The organism is Teichococcus aestuarii, assembly GCF_003116135.1.
In the GTDB taxonomy this organism is placed as follows: domain Bacteria; phylum Pseudomonadota; class Alphaproteobacteria; order Acetobacterales; family Acetobacteraceae; genus Pseudoroseomonas; species Pseudoroseomonas aestuarii.
Map to the genome: position 1 here is coordinate 53,508 of NZ_PDOA01000002.1, position 18,906 is coordinate 72,413.

The 18,906-nt window shown below is 72.0% G+C and carries 14 protein-coding genes; 2 read left to right on the top strand and 12 right to left on the bottom strand.

The window, feature by feature from the left end; all coding sequences use genetic code 11:
• Positions 1–333: 333 nt before the first annotated feature.
• Together CR165_RS25520 and CR165_RS03200 are read right to left on the bottom strand one after the other, a co-directional pair.
• On the bottom strand, positions 334–4,470 hold the full coding sequence (locus CR165_RS25520; protein ID WP_408887528.1) for a calcium-binding protein: 4,137 nt from the start codon (positions 4,468–4,470) through the stop codon (positions 334–336).
• 96 nt (positions 4,471–4,566) lie between these two features.
• The gene (locus tag CR165_RS03200; protein ID WP_109515530.1) at positions 4,567–5,355 is read right to left on the bottom strand and encodes an enoyl-CoA hydratase/isomerase family protein; all 789 of its coding nucleotides are present in this window, start codon (positions 5,353–5,355) and stop codon (positions 4,567–4,569) included.
• Positions 5,356–5,438: 83 nt separating this feature from the next.
• Here CR165_RS03200 and CR165_RS03205 point away from each other — a divergent pair, with 83 nt between their 5' ends.
• Entirely contained in the window at positions 5,439–6,251 is an 813-nt protein-coding gene (locus CR165_RS03205) for an IclR family transcriptional regulator (RefSeq protein ID WP_109515531.1), read from the top strand.
• A 112-nt stretch (positions 6,252–6,363) separates the two neighbouring features.
• Positions 6,364–7,383 carry a Bug family tripartite tricarboxylate transporter substrate binding protein gene (locus CR165_RS03210; protein ID WP_109515532.1) on the top strand — a complete coding sequence of 340 codons (1,020 nt, stop codon included), beginning with the start codon at positions 6,364–6,366 and terminating at the stop codon, positions 7,381–7,383.
• A 66-nt stretch (positions 7,384–7,449) separates the two neighbouring features.
• Here CR165_RS03210 and CR165_RS03215 read toward each other — a convergent pair whose 3' ends face one another.
• From CR165_RS03215 to CR165_RS03260, 10 genes are all read right to left on the bottom strand, one after another.
• Complete coding sequence (locus tag CR165_RS03215) at positions 7,450–8,616, bottom strand: acyl-CoA dehydrogenase family protein (protein ID WP_109515533.1); 1,167 nt, start codon at positions 8,614–8,616, stop codon at positions 7,450–7,452.
• 9 nt (positions 8,617–8,625) lie between these two features.
• Entirely contained in the window at positions 8,626–10,002 is a 1,377-nt protein-coding gene (locus CR165_RS03220) for an MmgE/PrpD family protein (protein WP_109515534.1), read from the bottom strand.
• An 82-nt stretch (positions 10,003–10,084) separates the two neighbouring features.
• On the bottom strand, positions 10,085–10,996 hold the full coding sequence (locus tag CR165_RS03225; RefSeq protein WP_109515535.1) for an SDR family oxidoreductase: 912 nt from the start codon (positions 10,994–10,996) through the stop codon (positions 10,085–10,087).
• A gap of 71 nt (positions 10,997–11,067) precedes the next feature.
• Positions 11,068–11,454: a Zn-ribbon domain-containing OB-fold protein gene (locus CR165_RS03230; protein ID WP_109515536.1), complete on the bottom strand. Its 387-nt coding sequence runs from the start codon at positions 11,452–11,454 to the stop codon at positions 11,068–11,070.
• A 2-nt stretch (positions 11,455–11,456) separates the two neighbouring features.
• A complete protein-coding gene (locus CR165_RS03235) occupies positions 11,457–12,629 on the bottom strand; it encodes a thiolase domain-containing protein (protein ID WP_109515537.1) in 1,173 nt (390 codons plus the stop codon).
• Positions 12,630–12,656: 27 nt separating this feature from the next.
• Complete coding sequence (locus CR165_RS03240; protein ID WP_109515538.1) at positions 12,657–13,655, bottom strand: Bug family tripartite tricarboxylate transporter substrate binding protein; 999 nt, start codon at positions 13,653–13,655, stop codon at positions 12,657–12,659.
• Between the two features lie 53 nt (positions 13,656–13,708).
• A complete protein-coding gene (locus tag CR165_RS03245; protein WP_109515539.1) occupies positions 13,709–14,854 on the bottom strand; it encodes an acyl-CoA dehydrogenase family protein in 1,146 nt (381 codons plus the stop codon).
• Complete coding sequence (locus CR165_RS03250) at positions 14,851–15,921, bottom strand: acyl-CoA dehydrogenase family protein (RefSeq protein ID WP_109515540.1); 1,071 nt, start codon at positions 15,919–15,921, stop codon at positions 14,851–14,853. The genes CR165_RS03245 and CR165_RS03250 overlap by 4 nt, the downstream gene beginning before the upstream one ends.
• Positions 15,918–16,766, bottom strand: coding sequence for a MaoC/PaaZ C-terminal domain-containing protein (locus tag CR165_RS03255; protein ID WP_109515541.1), 849 nt, complete (start codon positions 16,764–16,766; stop codon positions 15,918–15,920). Before CR165_RS03255 ends, CR165_RS03250 begins: the two co-directional genes overlap by 4 nt.
• A complete protein-coding gene (locus CR165_RS03260; protein ID WP_219929670.1) occupies positions 16,763–18,901 on the bottom strand; it encodes an acetate--CoA ligase family protein in 2,139 nt (712 codons plus the stop codon). The genes CR165_RS03255 and CR165_RS03260 overlap by 4 nt, the downstream gene beginning before the upstream one ends.
• Positions 18,902–18,906 lie beyond the last annotated feature (5 nt).

An 18,906-nucleotide genomic window follows, 5' to 3' on the forward strand; every position in this document is an offset into this window, starting at 1 on the left:
AAGGCGGCCTTGGCGCCTTGCGGAAACCAGGGCAGAAGCCGCCGGGCTCCACGCACCGCCCTGCTTGGACCGGTTGGCTGCTGGTCCTGGCAGGCTGCACGCAGCCCGAGCCGTTGACGCGGGCGGAAATCGCCACACGGCCACCCAGGATCTGCACCGTGCCGGAGCCGGCGTCCAGGCGGCGAGGCCGGCCAGGGTGTGAAGCGGGCCGAGGAGGCGATCTCCCGCTGGCGGGAAAGCCTGACCGCGATGGACATGCTGGGCCAGGCGGCAGGCATGCCGCCTCTGCCCGCGGCACAGGCCCGCGGGCTTGAGCAGCGGGAGGGGCCATCTTCAAAGGGCCCAGAAATGCCAGGTGAACAGGGTCTCGATGCCGGGCAGGGCGATCTCGAACTCGGCCTCCGTATCGCCATCCGTGTTGCCGTAGAGCACGCCGCCCTGCAGGTAGAGCTGGCCGGCGGCGGTGAAGCCGGCCTCCATGCGCAGCACGAAGGCCTGGTCTCCCGCGAGATCGGCATTGGCGTCGATGCCGGAGAGGTCGAGCTGGTCGGTATAGGCGGCGGCCGAGAAATCCGTCACCGTGTCCCGCGCCGCGCCGGGGCCGGCATCGCCGCCGGCGAAGATGAAGCGGTCATTGCCCGCGCCGCCGGTCAGGGTGTCGGCGCCGGCACCGCCGGTCAGCCAGTCATTCCCGGCGCCGCCCAGCAGCGTGTCGTTGCCCGCGCCGCCCAGCAGCGTGTCGTTGCCGCCACCGCCGCGCAGGGTGTCGTCGCCCTCCAGGCCGGAGAGGGTGTCGTGATTGCCGCGGCCGGAGAGGATGTCGGCGGCCGCGCCGCCCGTCAGGGCCAGGGCGGGGGGCAGTTCCAGCAGGCCGGAGCCGGGCAGCACCTCCTCCAGCAGCCCATCCAGCCCCGTGACCTGGATCAGGCCGTCGGTGAAGCCGTCGCCATCGCGGTCCACCAGGAGCTGCGCGCCGGACTGGCGGAATTCCGGCTCGCCTATGGCCGCGAAGGCGTCCGCGCCGATGAAGCGGCCTTGCAGGGCCGAGAGATCGATCCTGTCGCCCACCGCGAAGTCGGTGATGGTGTCGGTGAAGCCGCCGGCCAGCTCGGCGGCGCTCCAGGCGAAGTTGTCATTGCCGGCGCCGCCGGTCAGCGTGTCGCCGCCGAGGCCGCCATCGAGCGTGTCGGCGCCGTCGCCGCCCAGCAGCGTGTCCTGGCCGCGCCCGCCGGCGAGGGTGTCGTCGCCGCCCAGGCCGGAAAGCCGGTCATCCCCCTCCCGCCCGGCGAGGCTGTCGGCGCCGCCGCCGCCGGTGAGCTGGAGGTCCGGCACCCGCCGCAGGAGGCCGGAGCCGCTGGCGGTCTCCTCCAGCCAGGTGGCGGCGCCGATGGCGAGGGTGGCATCGCCCAGCCCGTCGCCGTCGAGGTCCACCGTCACCCAGCTTTGCGCCGAGACGGTGACGCGGAGCTGCGCGCCGCCCCCGGCCTGGAAGGCTTCGCTGCCGATGAACCGCGCGCCCAGGGCCGAAAGGTCCAGGACATCCTCCGCCTGCAGGTCGGTGACCAGGTCGCCGGCCAGCTCGGCGGCGCCGCGGAACAGGAAGGTGTCGGCGCCGGCACCGCCGGTCAGTGTATCGGCGCCGAGGCCGCCGGTCAGAATGTCCGCGCCGTCGCCGCCGCGCAGCGTGTCCGCGCCGGTGCCGCCCTCGAGCAGGTCGTCGCCTTCGTCACCCTGGAGCAGGTCGTCGCCGCTGCCGCCAAGGAGCTGGTCCTGGCCGGCGCCGCCGCGCAGCGTGTCGTCGCCCGCGCCGCCATCCAGCCGGTCGTGGCCTTCCAGGCCGAGCAGCAGGTCGCGGCCGCCGCGGCCCGCCAGGGTGTCGTCGGCCGCCGTGCCCTGCAGCGTCAGGTCCGGCACGCGCACCAGGACGTTGGAGCCGCTGCGGGTTTCCTCCAGCGCCATGAGGCCGTCCAGCAGCAGCGCCAGATCGGCGGCGCCGTCGCCATCCATGTCGATGGCCAGGACGGACTGGCCGTTCTCCCACAGCACCGCCATCTGCCCGGCCACGCGGGTCAGGCCGCTCTCCGAAAGGGAGAGGCCACCCAGGGCGCTCAGGTCGAGCTGGTCGCCCAGCTCGAAATCGGTGATGCGGTCCTCGCGCAGGCCGATCTCGTCGGTGGCGCGGTAGCGGATGGCATCGGCGTTCTCGCCACCCGAGATCACGTCCCGCCCGGTGCCGGGCTGCAGCACGTCGCTGCCCGCGCCGCCGATGAGGATGTCGTCGCCGCCTTCGCCGCGCAGGATGTCGTTGCCGGCGCCGCCATCGAGCAGGTCGTTGCCGCCGCGCCCGGCCAGGGTGTCGTTGCCGCCTTCGCCATACAGCGTGTCATGGCCCGCGCCGCCGACGCCGATATTCGCCGTGTCGCCGCCGCGCCAGTTGACCACCGGCGCCAGCCGCAGCAGGCCGGAGCCAGGCGCCGTTTCCTGCAAGGCCCCCGCGCCGCGCAGCAGCACGCTCTGCTCGGCCACCCCGTCGCCATCCGCGTCGATCTGCAGCAGCGTGTCGTTGCCGCTGCGCTGGTGGCGCGCCTCGGGGCGCAGGCCGCTGAAGGGCGCCTCCGCGATCCAGGCCGGGTAGCCAAGGTCGATGATGCGGATGAGGTCGCTGCTGGAGAGGTCGGTGATGATGTCGGCCGCACCCGCCTGCGGGGTGATGACGAAGATGTCGATGCCGGCGCCGCCCTCCAGCGTGTCGTTGCCGGCGCCGCCCTCCAGCGTGTCGTTGCCGGCGCCACCGGAGAGCCGGTCATGGCCGGCCCCGCCGCGCAGCGTGTCGTTGCCGGCACCGCCCTCCAGCGTGTCGTTGCCGGCCCCGCCATCCAGCGTGTCGTTGCCGGCGGTGCCTTGCAGGGTGCGGTCCAGCGCCAGTTGCAGCAGCCGCGATCCGGGCGCCGTCTCCTCCAGCGCCACCCCGCCGGTCGCCACCACGGCGCCGGTCTCCGCCACGCCGTCGCCATCCGCGTCGATCCAGAGCATGCCGTCGCCAAAGCGGATCTCGCCGCGCGTGCCGGAGAGCTCGGCACCGCCGATGAAGGCGAAGCCGGCCAGGGCGGCGAGGTCGATGCGGTCATCCGCCGCCATGTCGCGGATGGCGTCTCCGGCCAGCTCGGCGGCGCTGGCGTAGCGGAACACGTCCTGCCCCGCGCCGCCGCGCAGCGTGTCGGCCCCCATTCCGCCGGCGAGGATGTCGTTGCCGGTGCCGCCATCCAGCGTGTCGTCGCCATCACCGCCGTCCAGCGTGTCGTCGCCGCTGCCGCCGCCCAGCGTGTCGTTGCCGGTGCCGCCGTCCAGCGTATCGTTGCCGCCGCCGCCGAGCAGGCGGTCATTGCCGCCGAGACCGTTCAGGCGGTCGTCGCCCAGCCCGCCATCGAGCAGGTCGCCGCTGGCGGTGCCGCCCAGCCTGTCGGCGCCATCCGTGCCGGCCAGGGAGACGGGCGCGACGCGCACCAGCCGCCGCGAGCCGGCGCTGGTCTCGGCCAGCATGTCGGTGCCGGAGACCCAGGCGCTGATCTCGGCCACGCCATCGCCGTCAAGGTCGAGCAGCAGCCGCTTGTCCTGGTTGCGCATCTCCCCCGGCGTGCCGCTGAACGCGGCGTCGCCGATGTAGCGCAGGAAGGTGAGCGGCGTGAGGTCGATCACGTCGCTGGCCGAGAAATCCTGCAGGATGTCGCCCTGCAGCTCCTCGGCGGCGAGGTAGCGGTAGGTGTCCTTCGCCGCGCCCCCCAGCAGGATGTCGGCGCCGGCGCCGCCGATGATCAGGTCCTCGCCGTCGCCGCCCTTCAGCACGTCCTCGCCATCGCCGCCGGCCAGCGTGTCGTTGCCGCCGAGGCCGATCAGCCGGTCGTCGCCGGCGCCGCCCGTGAGCGTGTCGGCGCCGGCGCCGCCGCTGAGGTTGAGCGGCTCGGCCAGTTGCAGGATGCGCGAGCCGGGCGCCGTCTCCACGAGGCGGTAGGTACCGTTCAGCGCCAGCACGATCTCCGCCTCGCCGAGGCCGCGCTGGTCGATCTGCAGCAGCGTGACGCCCGGCGCCCAGGCGACGCGCATCTCCAGCGCCGTGCCGCTGAAGGGCAGCGTGCCCAGGAAGGCCAGGCCGGCGATGGCGGAGAAATCCAGCTGGTCGCCGCTGGCGAAATCGACGATGCGGTCGAGATGCGCCTCCTCGGGCGCCAGGAAGCGGAAGGTGTCGCCGCCGGCGCCGCCGGACAGCGCATCGGCGCCGCGCCCGCCGGTCAGGATGTCGTTGCCGTCGCCGCCCGAGAGGGTGTCGTTGCCGCCCTGGCCCTGCAGGATGTCGGCCTGCGCCGTGCCGGTGAGCGTGTCGTTGCCTGATCCGCCGATGAAGTTCGCCATCCTGACCCCTGACGCCTGCGAAGGTGGCGCGCGACGGGCCTTCTGCCGGCCGGCGGGGTGGATTTAGCATGGGCGGGGCAGGGGCTTGCGGCGGGTTGCGCCTCAATCCGCACGGCGAGGCCGGGGAAGGGATTCCCCGGCCTCGCCGCTGTCTTCCGTTCAGGCGCCGGTGAAGTTGGGCGCGCGCTTGGCGAAGAAGGCGGCCTTGCCCTCCTCGTGGTCGGCGGTGAGGAACAGCAGGCTCTGGTAGTGGCGCTCCTGGTCCAGCGCGTTGTGCAGCCCCTCGGAGAGGATCTGCTTGGTCAGCGCCACCGCGGCGGGCGCCTGGGCGGCCAGCACGCGGGCGCGCTCCAGCGCCACGGCGAGCGCCTGGCCCTTCGGCGCCAGCCGGTCCACCAGGCCGATGCGCAGCGCCTCCTCGGCGCCGACCGGCTCGCCATAGAGCAGGATCTGCCGAGCCCGGGCATGGCCCACGCGCAGCGGCAGGGTGTGCGGCAGGCCGAGATCGGCCATCAGCCCCGCCTTGCCGAAGGCGGCCATGAACTGCGCGTCCTCCGCCGCCACGATGGTGTCGCAGGCGCAGGCCAGCGAGAGGCCGGCGCCGGCGGCCCAGCCCTCCACCGCCGCCACCACCGGCTTGGAGCCGCCGACCATGAGGCGGATCATCTGGTGCGCCGCGCGCAGCCGCTCCCGCCCCTGCAAGGGGGTGCGCACATCCATCCCCGAAAGGTCGCCGCCCGAGCAGAAATGCGCACCGCCGCCGGTGATGACGATGGCGCGCACCGCGGGGTCCGCCTCCGCGCGGTCGAGGATGCCGAGCAGCGCGGCGCGTAGGGCGGGCGCGAGCGCGTTGCGGCGGGCGGGGTAGTCGAGCGTCAGGATCAGCACCGGGCCGTCCCGCTCCTCCCCCACGCGCATGACGGGCTGTTCGCCGCTATGGTCGGGCATGGACGTCCTCCTGCTTGCGGCGCTTTGCGCCCTGTCTGTCCGCAGGCTACATTCCGCATACGGGAAATCAATCGGGATATCGAATGGACACTGCCCTTCCCCTGCCCGAGCGCGATCCCGGCGCGCAGCGCGACGTGGGTGCCGTCATCCACGCCATCCGCATCCTGCAGCACCTGGCGGGGGCGACGGGCCCGCTCGGCGTGGCGGCGGTGGCGCGCGGCACGGGCATCAGCCCCAGCACCTGCTTCAACATCCTGCGCACCCTGACGCGGGCGCGCTTCGTCGCCTTCCGCGACAGCGACAAGACCTACACGCTGGGCCTGGCCGTGGCCGAGCTGGCGGCCGGGCTGATCGGCGTCAGCCATGCCGAGCTGATCCGCCCCGAGCTGGAGCGGCTGGCGCTGAACTACGACATGCTGATCGTGCTGTGGCGCGTCACCGAGGACGGCCACATCGTGCTGATCGACCGCGCGCACAGCCACACCGCCGTGCGCGTCGAGATGCGCGTGGGGCTGCGGCTGCCGATGCTGGTGGGCGCGGTGGGGCGCTGCGTCGCCGCCGCGCTGGACCTGCCGGCCGACGAGCTGCGCCGCCGCTTCGCGACGCTCCGCTGGCAATCCCCGCCCAGCTTCGAGGCCTACCTGGCCGATGTCGCCCTCGCCCGGCAGCAGGGCTGGAGCCTCGACCAGAACAACCTCTACCGTGGCCTGATCACCGTGGCCGCCCTGGTGCGGGACCGCAACGGCCAGCCGCGCTTCGGCATCAGCGGCATCACCATCTCCGGGCAGTATGCGCCCGAGACCTTCTCGCGCCTCGGGGAGGAGCTGCGGGAGGTGGCGGCCTTCACCGGGAAGGCCCTGTTCCCCCTGGGCCACGGCATCCCGGATCAGGAATAGCATTTTCCATTCGGAACAGGCGCTTTGCGCATGACAGGCGCGCGCGCATCGGCTCAACTCCTTCGCCAAAAGCGGCGCCCGGCAAGGGCGCCGCAGGGAGGAGGAGAACACCATGAAGGTCCTGCACCGCCGCGCGCTGCTGCGCGGCACCAGCGGAGGGCTGGGCATCGCCCTGGCCGGTGGGCTGCTGCCCGGCCTGCCCCGCGCCCGGGCGCAGGAGGGCTGGCGGCCGAGCCAGACCGTGCGCGTCATCGTCCCCGCCGCCGCCGGCGGCACCACCGACATCATGGGCCGGCTGCTGGCCAACCACCTGACCCAGCACTGGGGCCAGGCGGCGGTGGTGGAGAACAAGTCCGGTGCCGGCGGCACCATCGGCACCGCCGAGGTGGTCCGCGCCAAGCCGGACGGGCACACCATCCTGCTGGGCAATATCGGGCCGCAGGCCATCGCCCACTCGCTGTTCCGCAACCTGCCCTACCGGGCGGACCAGCTCATCCCCGTCTCCAACATGATCCAGGGGCCGAACGTGCTGGTGGTGCACCCGTCCCTGCCGGTGGAGACGGCGAAGGACTTCATCGCCTATATCCGCGCCAACCCGGGCAAGCTGAGCTATGGCACGCCGGGGCTGGGGCAGTCGCCGCATCTCTCGGCGGTGTGGTTCAGCCAGCTCACCGGCACGCGCGCCACGGCGGTGCATTACCGCGGTGCCGGCCCGTCGATGATGGGGCTGGTGGCCGGCGAGGTGCAGTTCAGCTTCGACAACCTGACCAGCGCCATGGTGCAGGTGCGCGAGGGCCGGGTGCGGGCTTTGGGCGTGAGCAGCGCCGAGCGCAACCCGCAGCTGCCCGACCTGCCGGCGATGCGGGAGGTGGCGCCGGAGCTGGCCAATTACGAGGTGAACACCTGGTTCGGCGCCTTCTACCCGGCCGGCACGCCGGAGGCGGTGGTCGGCGCGTTGAACGCGCAGATCAAGGCGCTGCTGGAGCTGCCGGAGACAAAGAAGCGCTTCGCGGAGATGGGTGGCGTCTCCGCCTATGGCACGCCGGCGCAGTATGCCGCCTTCGTCCGGGCCGAGACGGAGAAATGGGGCGAGGTGCTGAAGCGCGAGGGGCTGCAGCTCGACGCCGGCTGAGGCGGGGGCCGCGAGAGGAAAAGGTGGCCCGGCGCGGCAGCCGGGCCACCGCGCCTCCAACGGGCCTCAGTAGCTGCGCGGCATGCCGAGCACATGCTCGCCCAGGTAGGAGAGGATCAGGTTGGTGCTGATCGGCGCCACCTGGTACAGCCGCGTCTCGCGGAACTTGCGCTCCACGTCGTATTCCTCGGCAAAGCCGAAGCCGCCATGCGTCTGCACGCAGGCCTCGCCCGCCGCCCAGCTCGCCTCGGCCGCCAGCATCTTGCCCATGTTGGCCTCCTCGCCCGGGTTCACCCCGGCCTCGAATTTGGCCAGCCCCTTGTGCACGATGGCCTCCGCCGCCCGCATCTGCGCATAGGCCCGCGCGATGGGGAACTGCACCCCCTGGTTCTGCCCGATCGGCCGGTTGAACAGCACGCGCTCCTTCGAGTAGGCCACGGCCTTCTCGATGAACCACTTGGCATCGCCGATGCACTCGCTGGCGATCAGCAGCCGCTCGGCGTTCATCCCGTCCAGGATGTAGCGGAAGCCGCGCCCCTCCTCGCCCACCAGATTCTCGGCGGGCACTTCCATGTTGTCGAAGAAGACCTCGCAGGAATTGTGGTTCATCATCGTGCGGATGGGGCGGATGGTCAGCCCCTTGCCCAGCACGGTGCGCATGTCGACGATGAAGGTGGAGAGCCCTTCGGTCTTCTTCGCCACCTGGTCGCGCGGCGTGGTGCGCGCCAGCAGCAGCATCAGGTCCGAATGCTCGGCGCGGCTGGTCCAGATCTTCTGGCCGTTGACGATGTACCGGTCGCCCTCCTTCTTCGCGAAGGTGCGCAGGCTGGTGGTGTCCGTGCCGCTGGTGGGCTCTGTCACGCCGAAGGCCTGCAGGCGCAGCTCGCCGCTGGCGATCTTGGGCAGGTATTCCTGCTTCTGCGCCTCGCTGCCATGCCGCAGGATGGTGCCCATGATGTACATCTGCGCGTGGCAGGCGGCGCCGTTGCAGCCCTGGCGCTGCACCTCCTCCAGGATCGCCGCCGCCGCGCCGAGGCCGAGCCCGGCGCCGCCATATTCCTCCGGGATCAGTGCGGCGAGATAGCCGGCCTCGGTCAGCGCCTGGACGAACTCGGTGGGGTAGCCCCGCACCTCGTCCAGCTTGCGCCAGTACTCGCCGGGGAAGCGGGCGCACAGCTTGGCCACCTCCTCGCGGATCTCGGCATGCGGGTCATTCGGCGTGGTCTGCAGCATGGTTGTCCTTCAGGCCGCCTCGGCCGGGCTGCGCAACAGGGAGGAGATGTCGTTCAGGCGGTCCATGCGGCCGATCGTCTCGGCCAGCGCCGTGGCCCGCTCCGGCCCGAGCACCGCATCGGCGAGGCCGCTGAACTTGGCGCGCAGCTCGGCCTCGGTCAGGAAGTTGTCCGGCTCGCCCTTCGGCACGATCACGGTGCGGACGAAGTCCTGGCCGCGCGCGCGCACCGTCAGCTTGCCGGACATGTTGGCCGGGAACTCGGCCTCGATCTCCGGGTCGTTCTCGCAGCGCACGCGCTGCATCATGGCGCGGATCCCGTCATCCTTCAGCAGCGCGTAGCTGTCCCAGCCCATCTGCCCGGTGGACAGCGCCGTGGCGATGACGAAGGGGCCGCTGAACTGGCCATCGACGATGTTCTGCGGGTTGGCCTTGCGCTCGGCCGGCTCGCCCACGAGCAGCATGCCGGCGCGGGAGATGCCGAGCGTCACGGCCTCGATCTCCTCGGCCTTGAAGCCATGCTCGGCGCGCAGCGCCAGCGCGGCGTCGATGCCCGCATGGCCCCAGCGGCAGGAGGGATAGGGCTTCACCCCCGTCGCCATCAGCTCCCAGACCTGGCCGAGATCCTGGCAGACGCGCTCGGGCTTCGGCTCCGGCGCGTAGGCGCGGAGGAAGCCCTGCTTCCCCTCGATGGCCTCCGCGGCACCCTTGAAGCCCTCCCGCGCCAGCGTCGCGGCGGCGAGGCCGGACATGCCCGCCCAGCCCACCTGGAAGCGCTTGGTCCAGGCGCCGTTGGCCAGGAATTGCAGGCTGCCCGCGCACTGGCTGAGGGCAATGCCGAGCGCCGATTCCATCCGCGCCGCATCCAGCCCGAAGACGCGGGCCGCCGCCGCCGCCGCGCCGAAGGCGCCGCAGGTGGCGGAAGGGTGGAAGCCGCGGTCGTAATGCGCGCCGGCCGGCAGGGCCAGCGCCAGCCGCAGCGCCACCTCGTAGCCGGCGACGATGCCAGCCAATACCTCGGCTCCCGAGGCACCCACCATCTCGCCCGCCGTGATGGCGGCCGGGATCACCGGCGCGCCGGGATGCACCACGGCCACCGCATGGGTGTCGTCGAAATCGAGCGAGTGGGCGAGGGTGGCATTGATCAGCACGGCGCCGGCCGGGCTGTAGGTGGCATCATCGGCGAAGACGCGGCTCTCGCCCTTGTCCAGCCCCAGCGCCTTCACCGCCGCCAGCAGCGCGGGCGTGCTCTCCGCCTCGCCCCGCGCGCGCACGATGTTGCCGACGAGGTCGAGCACCAGGGCCTGGGCCCGGGCCATCACCTCCGGCGGCAGCGCCTCCGGCCGCAGCCCGGCGGCGAAGGCGGAAATCTCCTGCGTGATACCCATGCCCGGCATATCCTTCCCCTGTGCCGGGGGCGCGCGGCCCCCGGCTTTTTCCTTGGCCCAGTCTAGCTCGGGCCAGTCTAGCTCAGACCGGGTCCCAGGCGAACACGTCGGCGCTGCGGTCGAGCGGCATGAACTGCGCCTTGAGCGCGGGCAGCGCGTGCTCGGCGATCAGCTCCGGCGTCCAGCCTTCCGAGCGGTGCGCGCTGCGCACCGGGCGCGGCTGGTTGAACAGGAAGAGCTCGTTGTTGCGCGCGGCGAAGATCTGCCCCGTCACGTCCTTGGCGGCGTCGCTGGCGAGGAACACGGCGAGCGGCGCGTTCTTCTCCGGCGTCATGCGCTTCAGCTTCTCGACCCGCGCCTTCTGCTCCGGCGTCTCGGCCGGGATGGAGCTGGTCATGCGGCTCCAGGCGAAGGGGGCGATGCAGTTGGAGCGCACTCCGAAGCGCTGCATGTCGAGCGCGATGGACTTCGACAGCGCGGCGATGCCGAGCTTGGCCGCCGAGTAGTTGGCCTGGCCGAAATTGCCGATCAGCCCGGAGGTCGAGGTCATGTGCACATAGGCGCCAGAGCCCTGGGCGCGGAAATGCTCGGCCGCGGCGCGGGAGACGAAGAAGCTGCCGTTCAGGTGGACGTTGATGACGGCCAGCCACTCCTCCGGCGAGGTCTTGTGGAAGATCTGGTCGCGCAGGATGCCGGCATTGTTGACGACGATATCCACCTTGCCGAAGGCGTCCACCGCGGTCTTGACGATGCGCTTGGCGCTCTCCCAGTCGGAGACGCTGTCGGTGTTCACCACCGCCTGGCCGCCGCGCTGCTCGATGATCGCCTGGGTCTGCTGGCCGGGCGTGGCCGAAGTCTCGCCCTCGCCGGTGAGCGAGGCGCCGATGTCGTTCACCACCACCTTGGCGCCGGCCAGCGCCATGGCCAGCGCGATCTCGCGCCCGATGCCGCCACCGGCGCCCGTGACGATCGCGACCTTGCCTTCAAGCATCATGCGTTTGCTTCCTTGTCCGTCATGGGCCGGGGAGCCGTGCCCCCCGGCATTCTCGTTCAGGCCATTCCTGCTCAGGCGGGCGTGAACATCGGCACGGGGTAGCCATCGCCCTCGGTGGGCTGGAACTTCAGCGTGACGGGCTGGCCGATGCGGATGGCGGCGAAGTCGGCGCCGATGATGTTGGTCATCATGCGCGGGCCTTCCTCCAGCTCCACATAGGCGATGGCGTAGGGCACCTTCGCGCGCATGATGCTGAAGCTGTAGATGGTGCCGCGGCCGCTGGCCTCCACCATCTCCACCTCGCCCTCGTCGTCGAAGGGGCAGATGGGGCGCGGCGGGTAGTGCGTCTTGCCGGTCTTGCTGTTGCGGCCGATCAGCAGCTTGCCCTCGCGCGCGGCGTCCCAGAAGCGCTGGGTGGAGGGATCGGGCGTGGGCGAGGGGGGGATACGGTCGGTCATGCTCACAGCCTCTCCAGCACCAGGGTCGCGCTGCCATGGCGGGTGCCGAGCGAGCCGCCCGTGCCATGCGCCAGCGCCAGGTCGCAATTCTTCACCTGCACGGCGGGGTGCGCCTCGCCGCGCAGCTGCCGCACCGCCTCGATCACCTTGGTGATGCCGCCGCGGTTGGCCGGATGGTTGTTGCAGAGCCCGCCGCCATCCGTGTTGAAGGGCAGGCGGCCGACGCCGGAGATCAGGTTGCCGTCGGACACGAACTTGCCGCCCTGGCCCTTCTCGCAGAAGCCGAGGTCTTCCAGCTGCATCAGCACCGTGATGGTGAAGCTGTCATAGATGCTGGCATACTTCATGTCGGCGGGCTTCACCCCCGCCATCTCGAAGGCGCGCGCCCCGGCGTAGCGGGCGCCGGTGTAGCTCAGGTCGATGCGCCCGCCATCGACATGCTTGATCGCCTCGCCGGCGCCGCGGATGGAGACGAGGGGGCGCTTCAGCGTGCGGGCGATCTCGGGGCTGGTCACCACCAGCGCGCCGCCGCCATCGCTGATGACGCAGCAATCGAGCCGGTGCAGCGGGTCCGCCACCAGCGGCGAGTTCACCACGTCCTCGACGGTGACCACCTTGCGCAGCATGGCATGCTCGTTGTGCTGCGCGTGGTGGCTGGCGGCGACCTTGATCCAGGCCAGCTGCTCCGAGGTGGTGCCGTACTCGTACATGTGGCGCTGCGCGCACATCGCGTACATGTTCGCGATCGCCGGGCCGAAGGGGTACTCGAACTGCACGTCCGGCTGGCGCGGGTCGCCCGGGCGCGGCGCGGTGCCGGTGGCAACGCCTTCCGAGCGCGGCCGGCCGGCGAGGGTGATCAGCGCCACCTTGCACTTGCCCATGGCGATGGCCTCGGCCGCGTGCGCCACATGCACCAGGTAGGAGCAGCCGCCGACATCGGTGGAGTCGTAGTGCGTCAGGCGGTTCAGGCCCAGATAGTCGGCCATGCTCAGCGGGCCCATGCCGGGCGCGTCGCCGGCGCAGAAATAGCCGTCCACGTCGGCGCGCGTCAGCCCCGCGTCGCGCAGCGCGCCCAGCGCCACCTCGGCGTGCAGCTGCGCCACGCTCTTGTCCTCGGCCTTGCGTGTCGGGTGCTCATAGGCGCCCACGATGCAGGCCTTGCCTCGGATGCTCACCGGCTCTTCCTTCTGCCGTTGCGGAAATTACTGGACACTGATGTTGCCCGCCTTCGCCACCTCGGCCCAGCGGGTGATCTCCTGCGCGATGAAGGCGGCGAAGGCCTCGGGCGTGGTGCCGCCCTGCGGCGTCAGCCCCGGCGGCTGGGCGGCGAAGGCGCCGATGCGCTCGGCCCAGTCCGGCGTGCGCACCACCGCGTCCATGGCCGCGCCGAGCTTCTCGATGACCGGCGCGGGCGTCGCCGCCGGCGCCTGCACGCCGAACCAGGCCGTGGCGTCGAAATCGGCGAGGCCGCACTCGATCAGCGTCGGCACCTCGGGCAGCAGCGCCACGCGCTCGCGGCTGGTCACCGCCAGCGCCCGGATCTGCCCCTCCCGCACGAAGTTCAGCGCGGAGGGGATGTTGTCCATCGCCGTCTGGATGCGGCCCGCCACCAGCTCGGTCAGCATCGGGCCGGAGCCGCGATAGGGGACATGGGTGATGTCGATGCCCGTGCGCGCCTTCACCAGCTCCATGCAGGCATGCGGGCTGCCGCCGATGCCGGAGGTGCCGTAGTTGAGCCGCCCCGGCGCCTTGCGCGCCGCCGCGAGCAGCGCATCGAAGCTGGCGATGCCGGACTCCCTCGAAGCCAGCACGAGGTTCGGCACCCGCACCGCCAGCCCGACCGCCGCGAGGTCCTGCGGTTTGTAGGGCATGGTGGCGCCATAGGCGGCGTAGTTGATGGCCGCCGTGCCGATGGAGCACATCACCAGCGTGTAGCCATCGGGCGCCGATTTCGCCACCGCGTCGGCGCCGATATTGCCGCCGGCGCCGCCACGGTTCTCCACCACCACGGGCTGGCCGAGGCGCGCCGAGAGCCGCTCCGCCAGCAGCCGCCCCATCAGGTCGGTGGTGCCGCCGGGGGGGAAGGGAATGATCAGCCGAATGGGCCGCGCGGGCCAGGCTTCCGCCGCCGCGCGTGCCGTGGCGGGCAGCAGCGCCGCCGCCGCCAGCCCCATGGCCTGCCGTCTGTTCCAGTTGCTCATGCCGCTTCCTCCTCCTGCCGGGGCCGCCTTGTCGCCGGCGGCCTCCCATGGGCTCAGCCTGGCAGCTCCAGCACCGCCTTGGCCAGGATGCCGCGCTGGATCTCGGAGCTGCCGCCATAGATCGTGGTCGGCCGCGCCTCGATGAACTGGCCCGAGGGGTGCAGGTCGCGGTTGCCTTCCATCGGCTTCAGCAGCCCGGCATTCTCGCCGCCGATCTCCAGCATCAGCTCGGTGATGCGCTGGAACAGGTCGGACTGGTGCAGCTTCAGCATGGAGACATCGGCGCCGAGCGGCTCGCCCCGCCGCAGCACGGCGACGAAGGTCTCGTAGAGCGCCTTGTGGTCCTCCAGGTCGCAGCGCAGCTTCGTGTAGCGCTCCTGGAACTCCGGCTCGTCATACACCCCCATCCGCTCGGCCAGCATGCGCAGCCGGGAGAGCGCGTAGGCGGATTGCCGCGGCGAGCCGAGGAAGATGCGCTCGAAGCCGAGCAGGGCCTTGGCCATGCTCCAGCCCTTGTTCGGCTCGCCCACGAGGTTCTCGCGCGGCACCTGGACGTTGTCGAAGAACACCTCGCAGAACTCGTCATGCAGGCCGAGATTGATGATCGGCCGCACCGTCACGCCGGGGCTCTTCATGTCGATCAGCAGGAAGGAGATGCCCTCCTGCTTCTTGCCGCTCTTGTCGGTGCGGACGAGGCAGAAGATCCAGTTGGCGTCGGTCGCCAGCGTGGTCCAGATCTTCTGGCCGTTGACGACGTAGTGGTCGCCCTCCAGCACCGCCTCGGTGCGCAGCGAGGCGAGGTCGGAGCCGGCGCCGGGCTCGGAATAGCCCTGGCACCAGATATCCTCGCCGGCCAGGATGCGCGGCAGGAAGCGGGCGCGCTGCGCCTCGGTGCCGAAGCGGATCAGCAAGGGGCCGAGCATGATCACGCCATGGTCGGGCAGCCGCGCCACGCCGTAGCGCTCGTATTCCTCGATCAGGATGATCTGCTTCGAGGCGTCGAGCCCCATGCCGCCGAGCTCCTGCGGCCAGCCCGGCGCCACCCAGCCCTTCTTCTGGACGATGCGGAACCACTCCTCCCCCTCCTGCCAGTGCAGGCGGTGCGGCGGGTTGCGCAGATGGGCGGGGTATTCGCTCTCGACGAAGCGGCGCACCTCGGCGCGGAAATCCTCGTCGGTCATCGCGTTGTAGTCGGTCATGCCTCGACCTCCGGCTGGGCGGCGGCGAACCGGCGGCGGTGCAGCGCGGCCGTGCCGAACTGGTTGGCCAGCACCATCGCGCGCCGCAGGTAGAGGCCGATATCGGCCTCGTCGGTGTAGCCGATGCCGCCATGCAGCTGGATCGCCTGGCGCGTCACCAGCAGCGCGGCATCGGCGGCGCGCGCCTTGGCGCGGGCGATGGCGGCGCGGCGCTGGGCGGCCGGCGCATCGGCGCGGTCGCACAGCATGGCCGCGGATTCCACGCTGGCGCGGCCGAGGGCGATCTGCACCTTCAGGTCCGCCGCGCGGTGCTGCAGCGCCTGGAAGCTGCCGATCGGCTTGCCGAATTGCTGGCGGGTGCGGAGATAGTCCAGCGTCATGGCGAAGGCCTGGTCCATCACGCCGAGCAGCAGCGCGGCGGTGCCGAGCGCGGCCTCCTCCAGCGCCGCCTCCATCTGCGCGGCGGAGAGGGTGCCGACCGTCTCGCCGCCCCGGGGCCGCAGCGTGCCGAAGCTGCCGCCATCCTGCGTCGGCTCCAGCGTCAGGTCGGCGCCCTCCGCCGGCTGCAGAATCAGAGAAAAACCCTCGCCCTGGCGCAGCGGCACCAGGAAGGATTGCGCGCCATCGGCCATGGGCAGGAACAGGCGCGGCGCCTCCGGCGTGCCGGGCACGTCGAAGCTGCCGGCGCGTTCCTGCCAGGCGGTCAGCACCAGCGCCTCGCCGGCCACCAGGCGCTCCAGCGGCCCGGTGGCGCCGGCCTCGGCCAGCAGCCGGGCGGAGAGCGCGCCATGCACCAGCGGCTCCGGCGCCAGCGCCGCGCCCAGCTCCTCGGCCAGCGCGCAGAAGGCGCCCATGCCGAGGCCGGCGCCGCCCTGCTCCTCCGGCACGCGCAGGCCGATCCAGCCCTGCTCGCCCATCTGCCGCCACACGGCCGGGTCGAAGCCGGGGGACTGGAAGCGCAGCGCACGGATGCGCTTGCGGTCGCCACCACGCGGCGCGATGCCCGCCGCGCTGTCGCGGATCATGCGGATGGCGTCGTCGCGCTCATCCTCGAGCATCGCGCTCATGCCAGCACCGCCAGGCCGTTGTTCACCACCACCACATCGCGCTCCACCACGCGGGCGCGGAAGGCGCCGCCCCGCCACATCTCCACCCGGATGGTCTCGCCGGGATAGACCGGCGCGGAGAAGCGCAGCGAGAGGCCCTTCAGCGCCTCGGCGCGGTAGCCGCACAGCTCGCGCAGGATCGCGTGCGTCACCACGCCCAGCGTGCACAGCCCGTGCAGGATGGGGCGCGGGAAGCCGGCGCGGGAGGCCACCTCGGGGTCGGTGTGCAGCGGGTTGTCGTCGCCGTTGAGGCGGTAATAGAAGGCCTGCTCGGGCCGCGTCGGCAGGTCGAGCACGATATCGGGCGCGCCCTCCGGCATCGGGTTGGGCGGGATGACGGGGCCGGAGGGGCCGCCGAAGCCGCCATCGGCGCGCAGGAAGGTGGTGCTGCCGGTCACCGCCAGCAGCTCGCCTGTGGCGGCGTCGGTGATCTCCTTCTCGGAGTAGAGCAGCGCGCCCTTGCCCTCGCCCTTGTCGACGATGCCGGTGACGCGGGTGCGGCCGATCACCTCGCCCTCGGCCGGCAGCGGCCGGTGCAGGGTGATGCGCTGCTCGCCATGCACCAGCCGCACCGCGTCCACCCCCGTCTCCGGGTTGCCCAGCCAGAAGCCGGGGTGGCCCAGCACCACCGCCATGGCCGGCATCACCACCGGGCCCTTCTGGGTGGTGATGTAGGGGAGCTGGCGGGTGTCCATCGGGTCCTGCCCCATGCCGACGGACAGGGCGTAGAACACCGCATCCTGCGCGCGGACGCGCTGGCGCACCTCGGGGATGGGGAAGTTCAGCAGCTTCTCGTAGTCGATCACGCGTCATTCTCCGCGATGTCGATCACCGCGTCGGCGGCGAAGGCGCCCTGCCCCGCGGGCATGGCGAAGACGGGGTTGAGGTCGATGCCCGAGAGGCGCGGCCCGGCCTGATGGGCGAAGGCGGAAAGGCGCGAGAGCATCCGCGCCAGCGCCGGGATGTCGGCCGGCGGGCGGCCGCGCGCGCCCAGCAGCAGCGGCGCGCCCTTGATCGAGCGGATCATCCGCTCCGCCTCCGCCTCGCCGAAGGGGCAGCGGCGGAACGAGACGTCCTTCAGGATCTCGACGAAGATGCCGCCCAGCCCGAACATCGCCACCGGCCCGAAGACCGGGTCGCGGTGCACGCCGAGGATGCACTCGACGCCGCCCGAGAGCTGCTTCGCCACCAGCACGCCCTCGATGCGCGCATCCGGCGCCGCCTTCGCCGCTCGCTGCATCAGCAGGGCGAAGCCTTCGCGCACCGCCGCCGCATCGGCCACGTTCAGCAGCACGCCGCCGATCTCCGACTTGTGCAGGATGTCGGGCGACAGGATCTTCAGCACCACGGGGAAGCCGATGGCCTCGGCCGCCGCCACGGCGCTCTCCACCTCGGCGCAGGCGCGCTCCGGCGCCGCCTCGATGCCGGCCCGGCCCAGGATGCGCTTGGCCTCGGCCTCGCTCGGCGTGGTGGCGGGCAGCGCCACGGCGGCCCCGGCGACAGGGGTTTCGCGCGGCGGCACGGCGAAGGCATCCCCGAAGCGGCCCATGGCGTGGATCGCCACCACCGCGCGCGAGGGGTCCTCGAAGACGGTGAAGCCATCCGCCTCGAACTGTTCCACCAGATGGGGGTCGGCCAGCACGGAGAGGACGAACAACCGGTCGGGGTGCGCGTCGCGCACCGCCTTCAGCTCGGCGCGCAGGCGCGGCGCCACGGAGGCGGCGCCGCCCGCATGGGTGAAGAAGGCGAGGATGGACTGGTAGCCGCCATCCTGCACCAGCGCGTCGGCGAAGCGGCCCACCAGGGAGAGGTCGTTCAGCGCCTGGGCGGTGCAGTCCACCGGGTTCTGCGGCGCGCAGAAGGGCAGCGCCTCGCGCAGCGCCGCCTGCGCCGCCTCCGGCATCTCCGGCATGGGCAGGCCGATGGCATCCGCCGCGTCCGAGATCAGCACGCCGGCGCCGCCGCTGATGGTCAGCACGCCCAGCGAATTGCCGGCCGGGTAGATGCGCCGCGTGGCCAGGCGGGCGATGTCCAGCATCTCCTCCGTCGTGCGGGCGCGCACCACGCCGTATTCGGCGAGCACCGCATCCGTCACCGCGTCGTCGCCGGCGATGGAGGCGGTGTGGGAGCGCGCGGCGGCGCTGCCCACGGCGCTGCGGCCCACCTTCATCATCACCACCGGCTTGCGGTTGCGCCGCGCCAGCTCCAGCGCGGCGAGGAAGCTCTCCGCGTCGCGGATGCCCTCGGCATAGGCGGCGATCACCTCGGTGCCGGGGTCCTGCGCCATCCAGCCGATCATGTGGCCGATGTTGAGGTCCGCCTCATTGCCGGTGGTCACCACGCAGGAAAGGCCGAGCCGGTGGTCGCGCGCCAGGCCGAACAGGTGCATGCCATAGGCGCCGGACTGACTGGCGATGCCGATGGGGCCCGGCACCGGCGGGCCGCGCTCCAGGCTGGTGGTGAAGGTGCCGAAGAAGCCGCTGCGGACGTTGAACAGGCCCAGGCAGTTGGGGCCGAGCAGGCGCATGCCGTGGCGGCGGGCGCTGGCCAGCATGGCCTCCTGCGCCGCCACCCCCTCCCCGCCCATCTCGGCGAAGCCGGCGCTGAACATGATGGCAGCCTTGGTGCCGCGCTCCGCCAGCTGCTCCACCGCCTGCGCCGCCGCGCTGGCCGGCACCGCGATGATGGCGACATCCGGCGTCTCCGGCAGGGCGGCGACGCTCTCATAGGCCGTCAGCCCCTGCACCACCTTGCGCTTCGGGTTCACCGGCAGGATGCGCCCCTGGAAGCCCAGCCGCGTCATGTAGTCGATCGGCCGGCCGCCGATGCGCGCCGCCTCGTCGGAGGCGCCGATGACCGCCACCGTGCGCGGGTCCAGCAGCGCCGAGAGCGTCTCCATGGGCAGAACCTGGCCCGGTGGCGTGGCGGTGGTGTCCGGCAATGGCG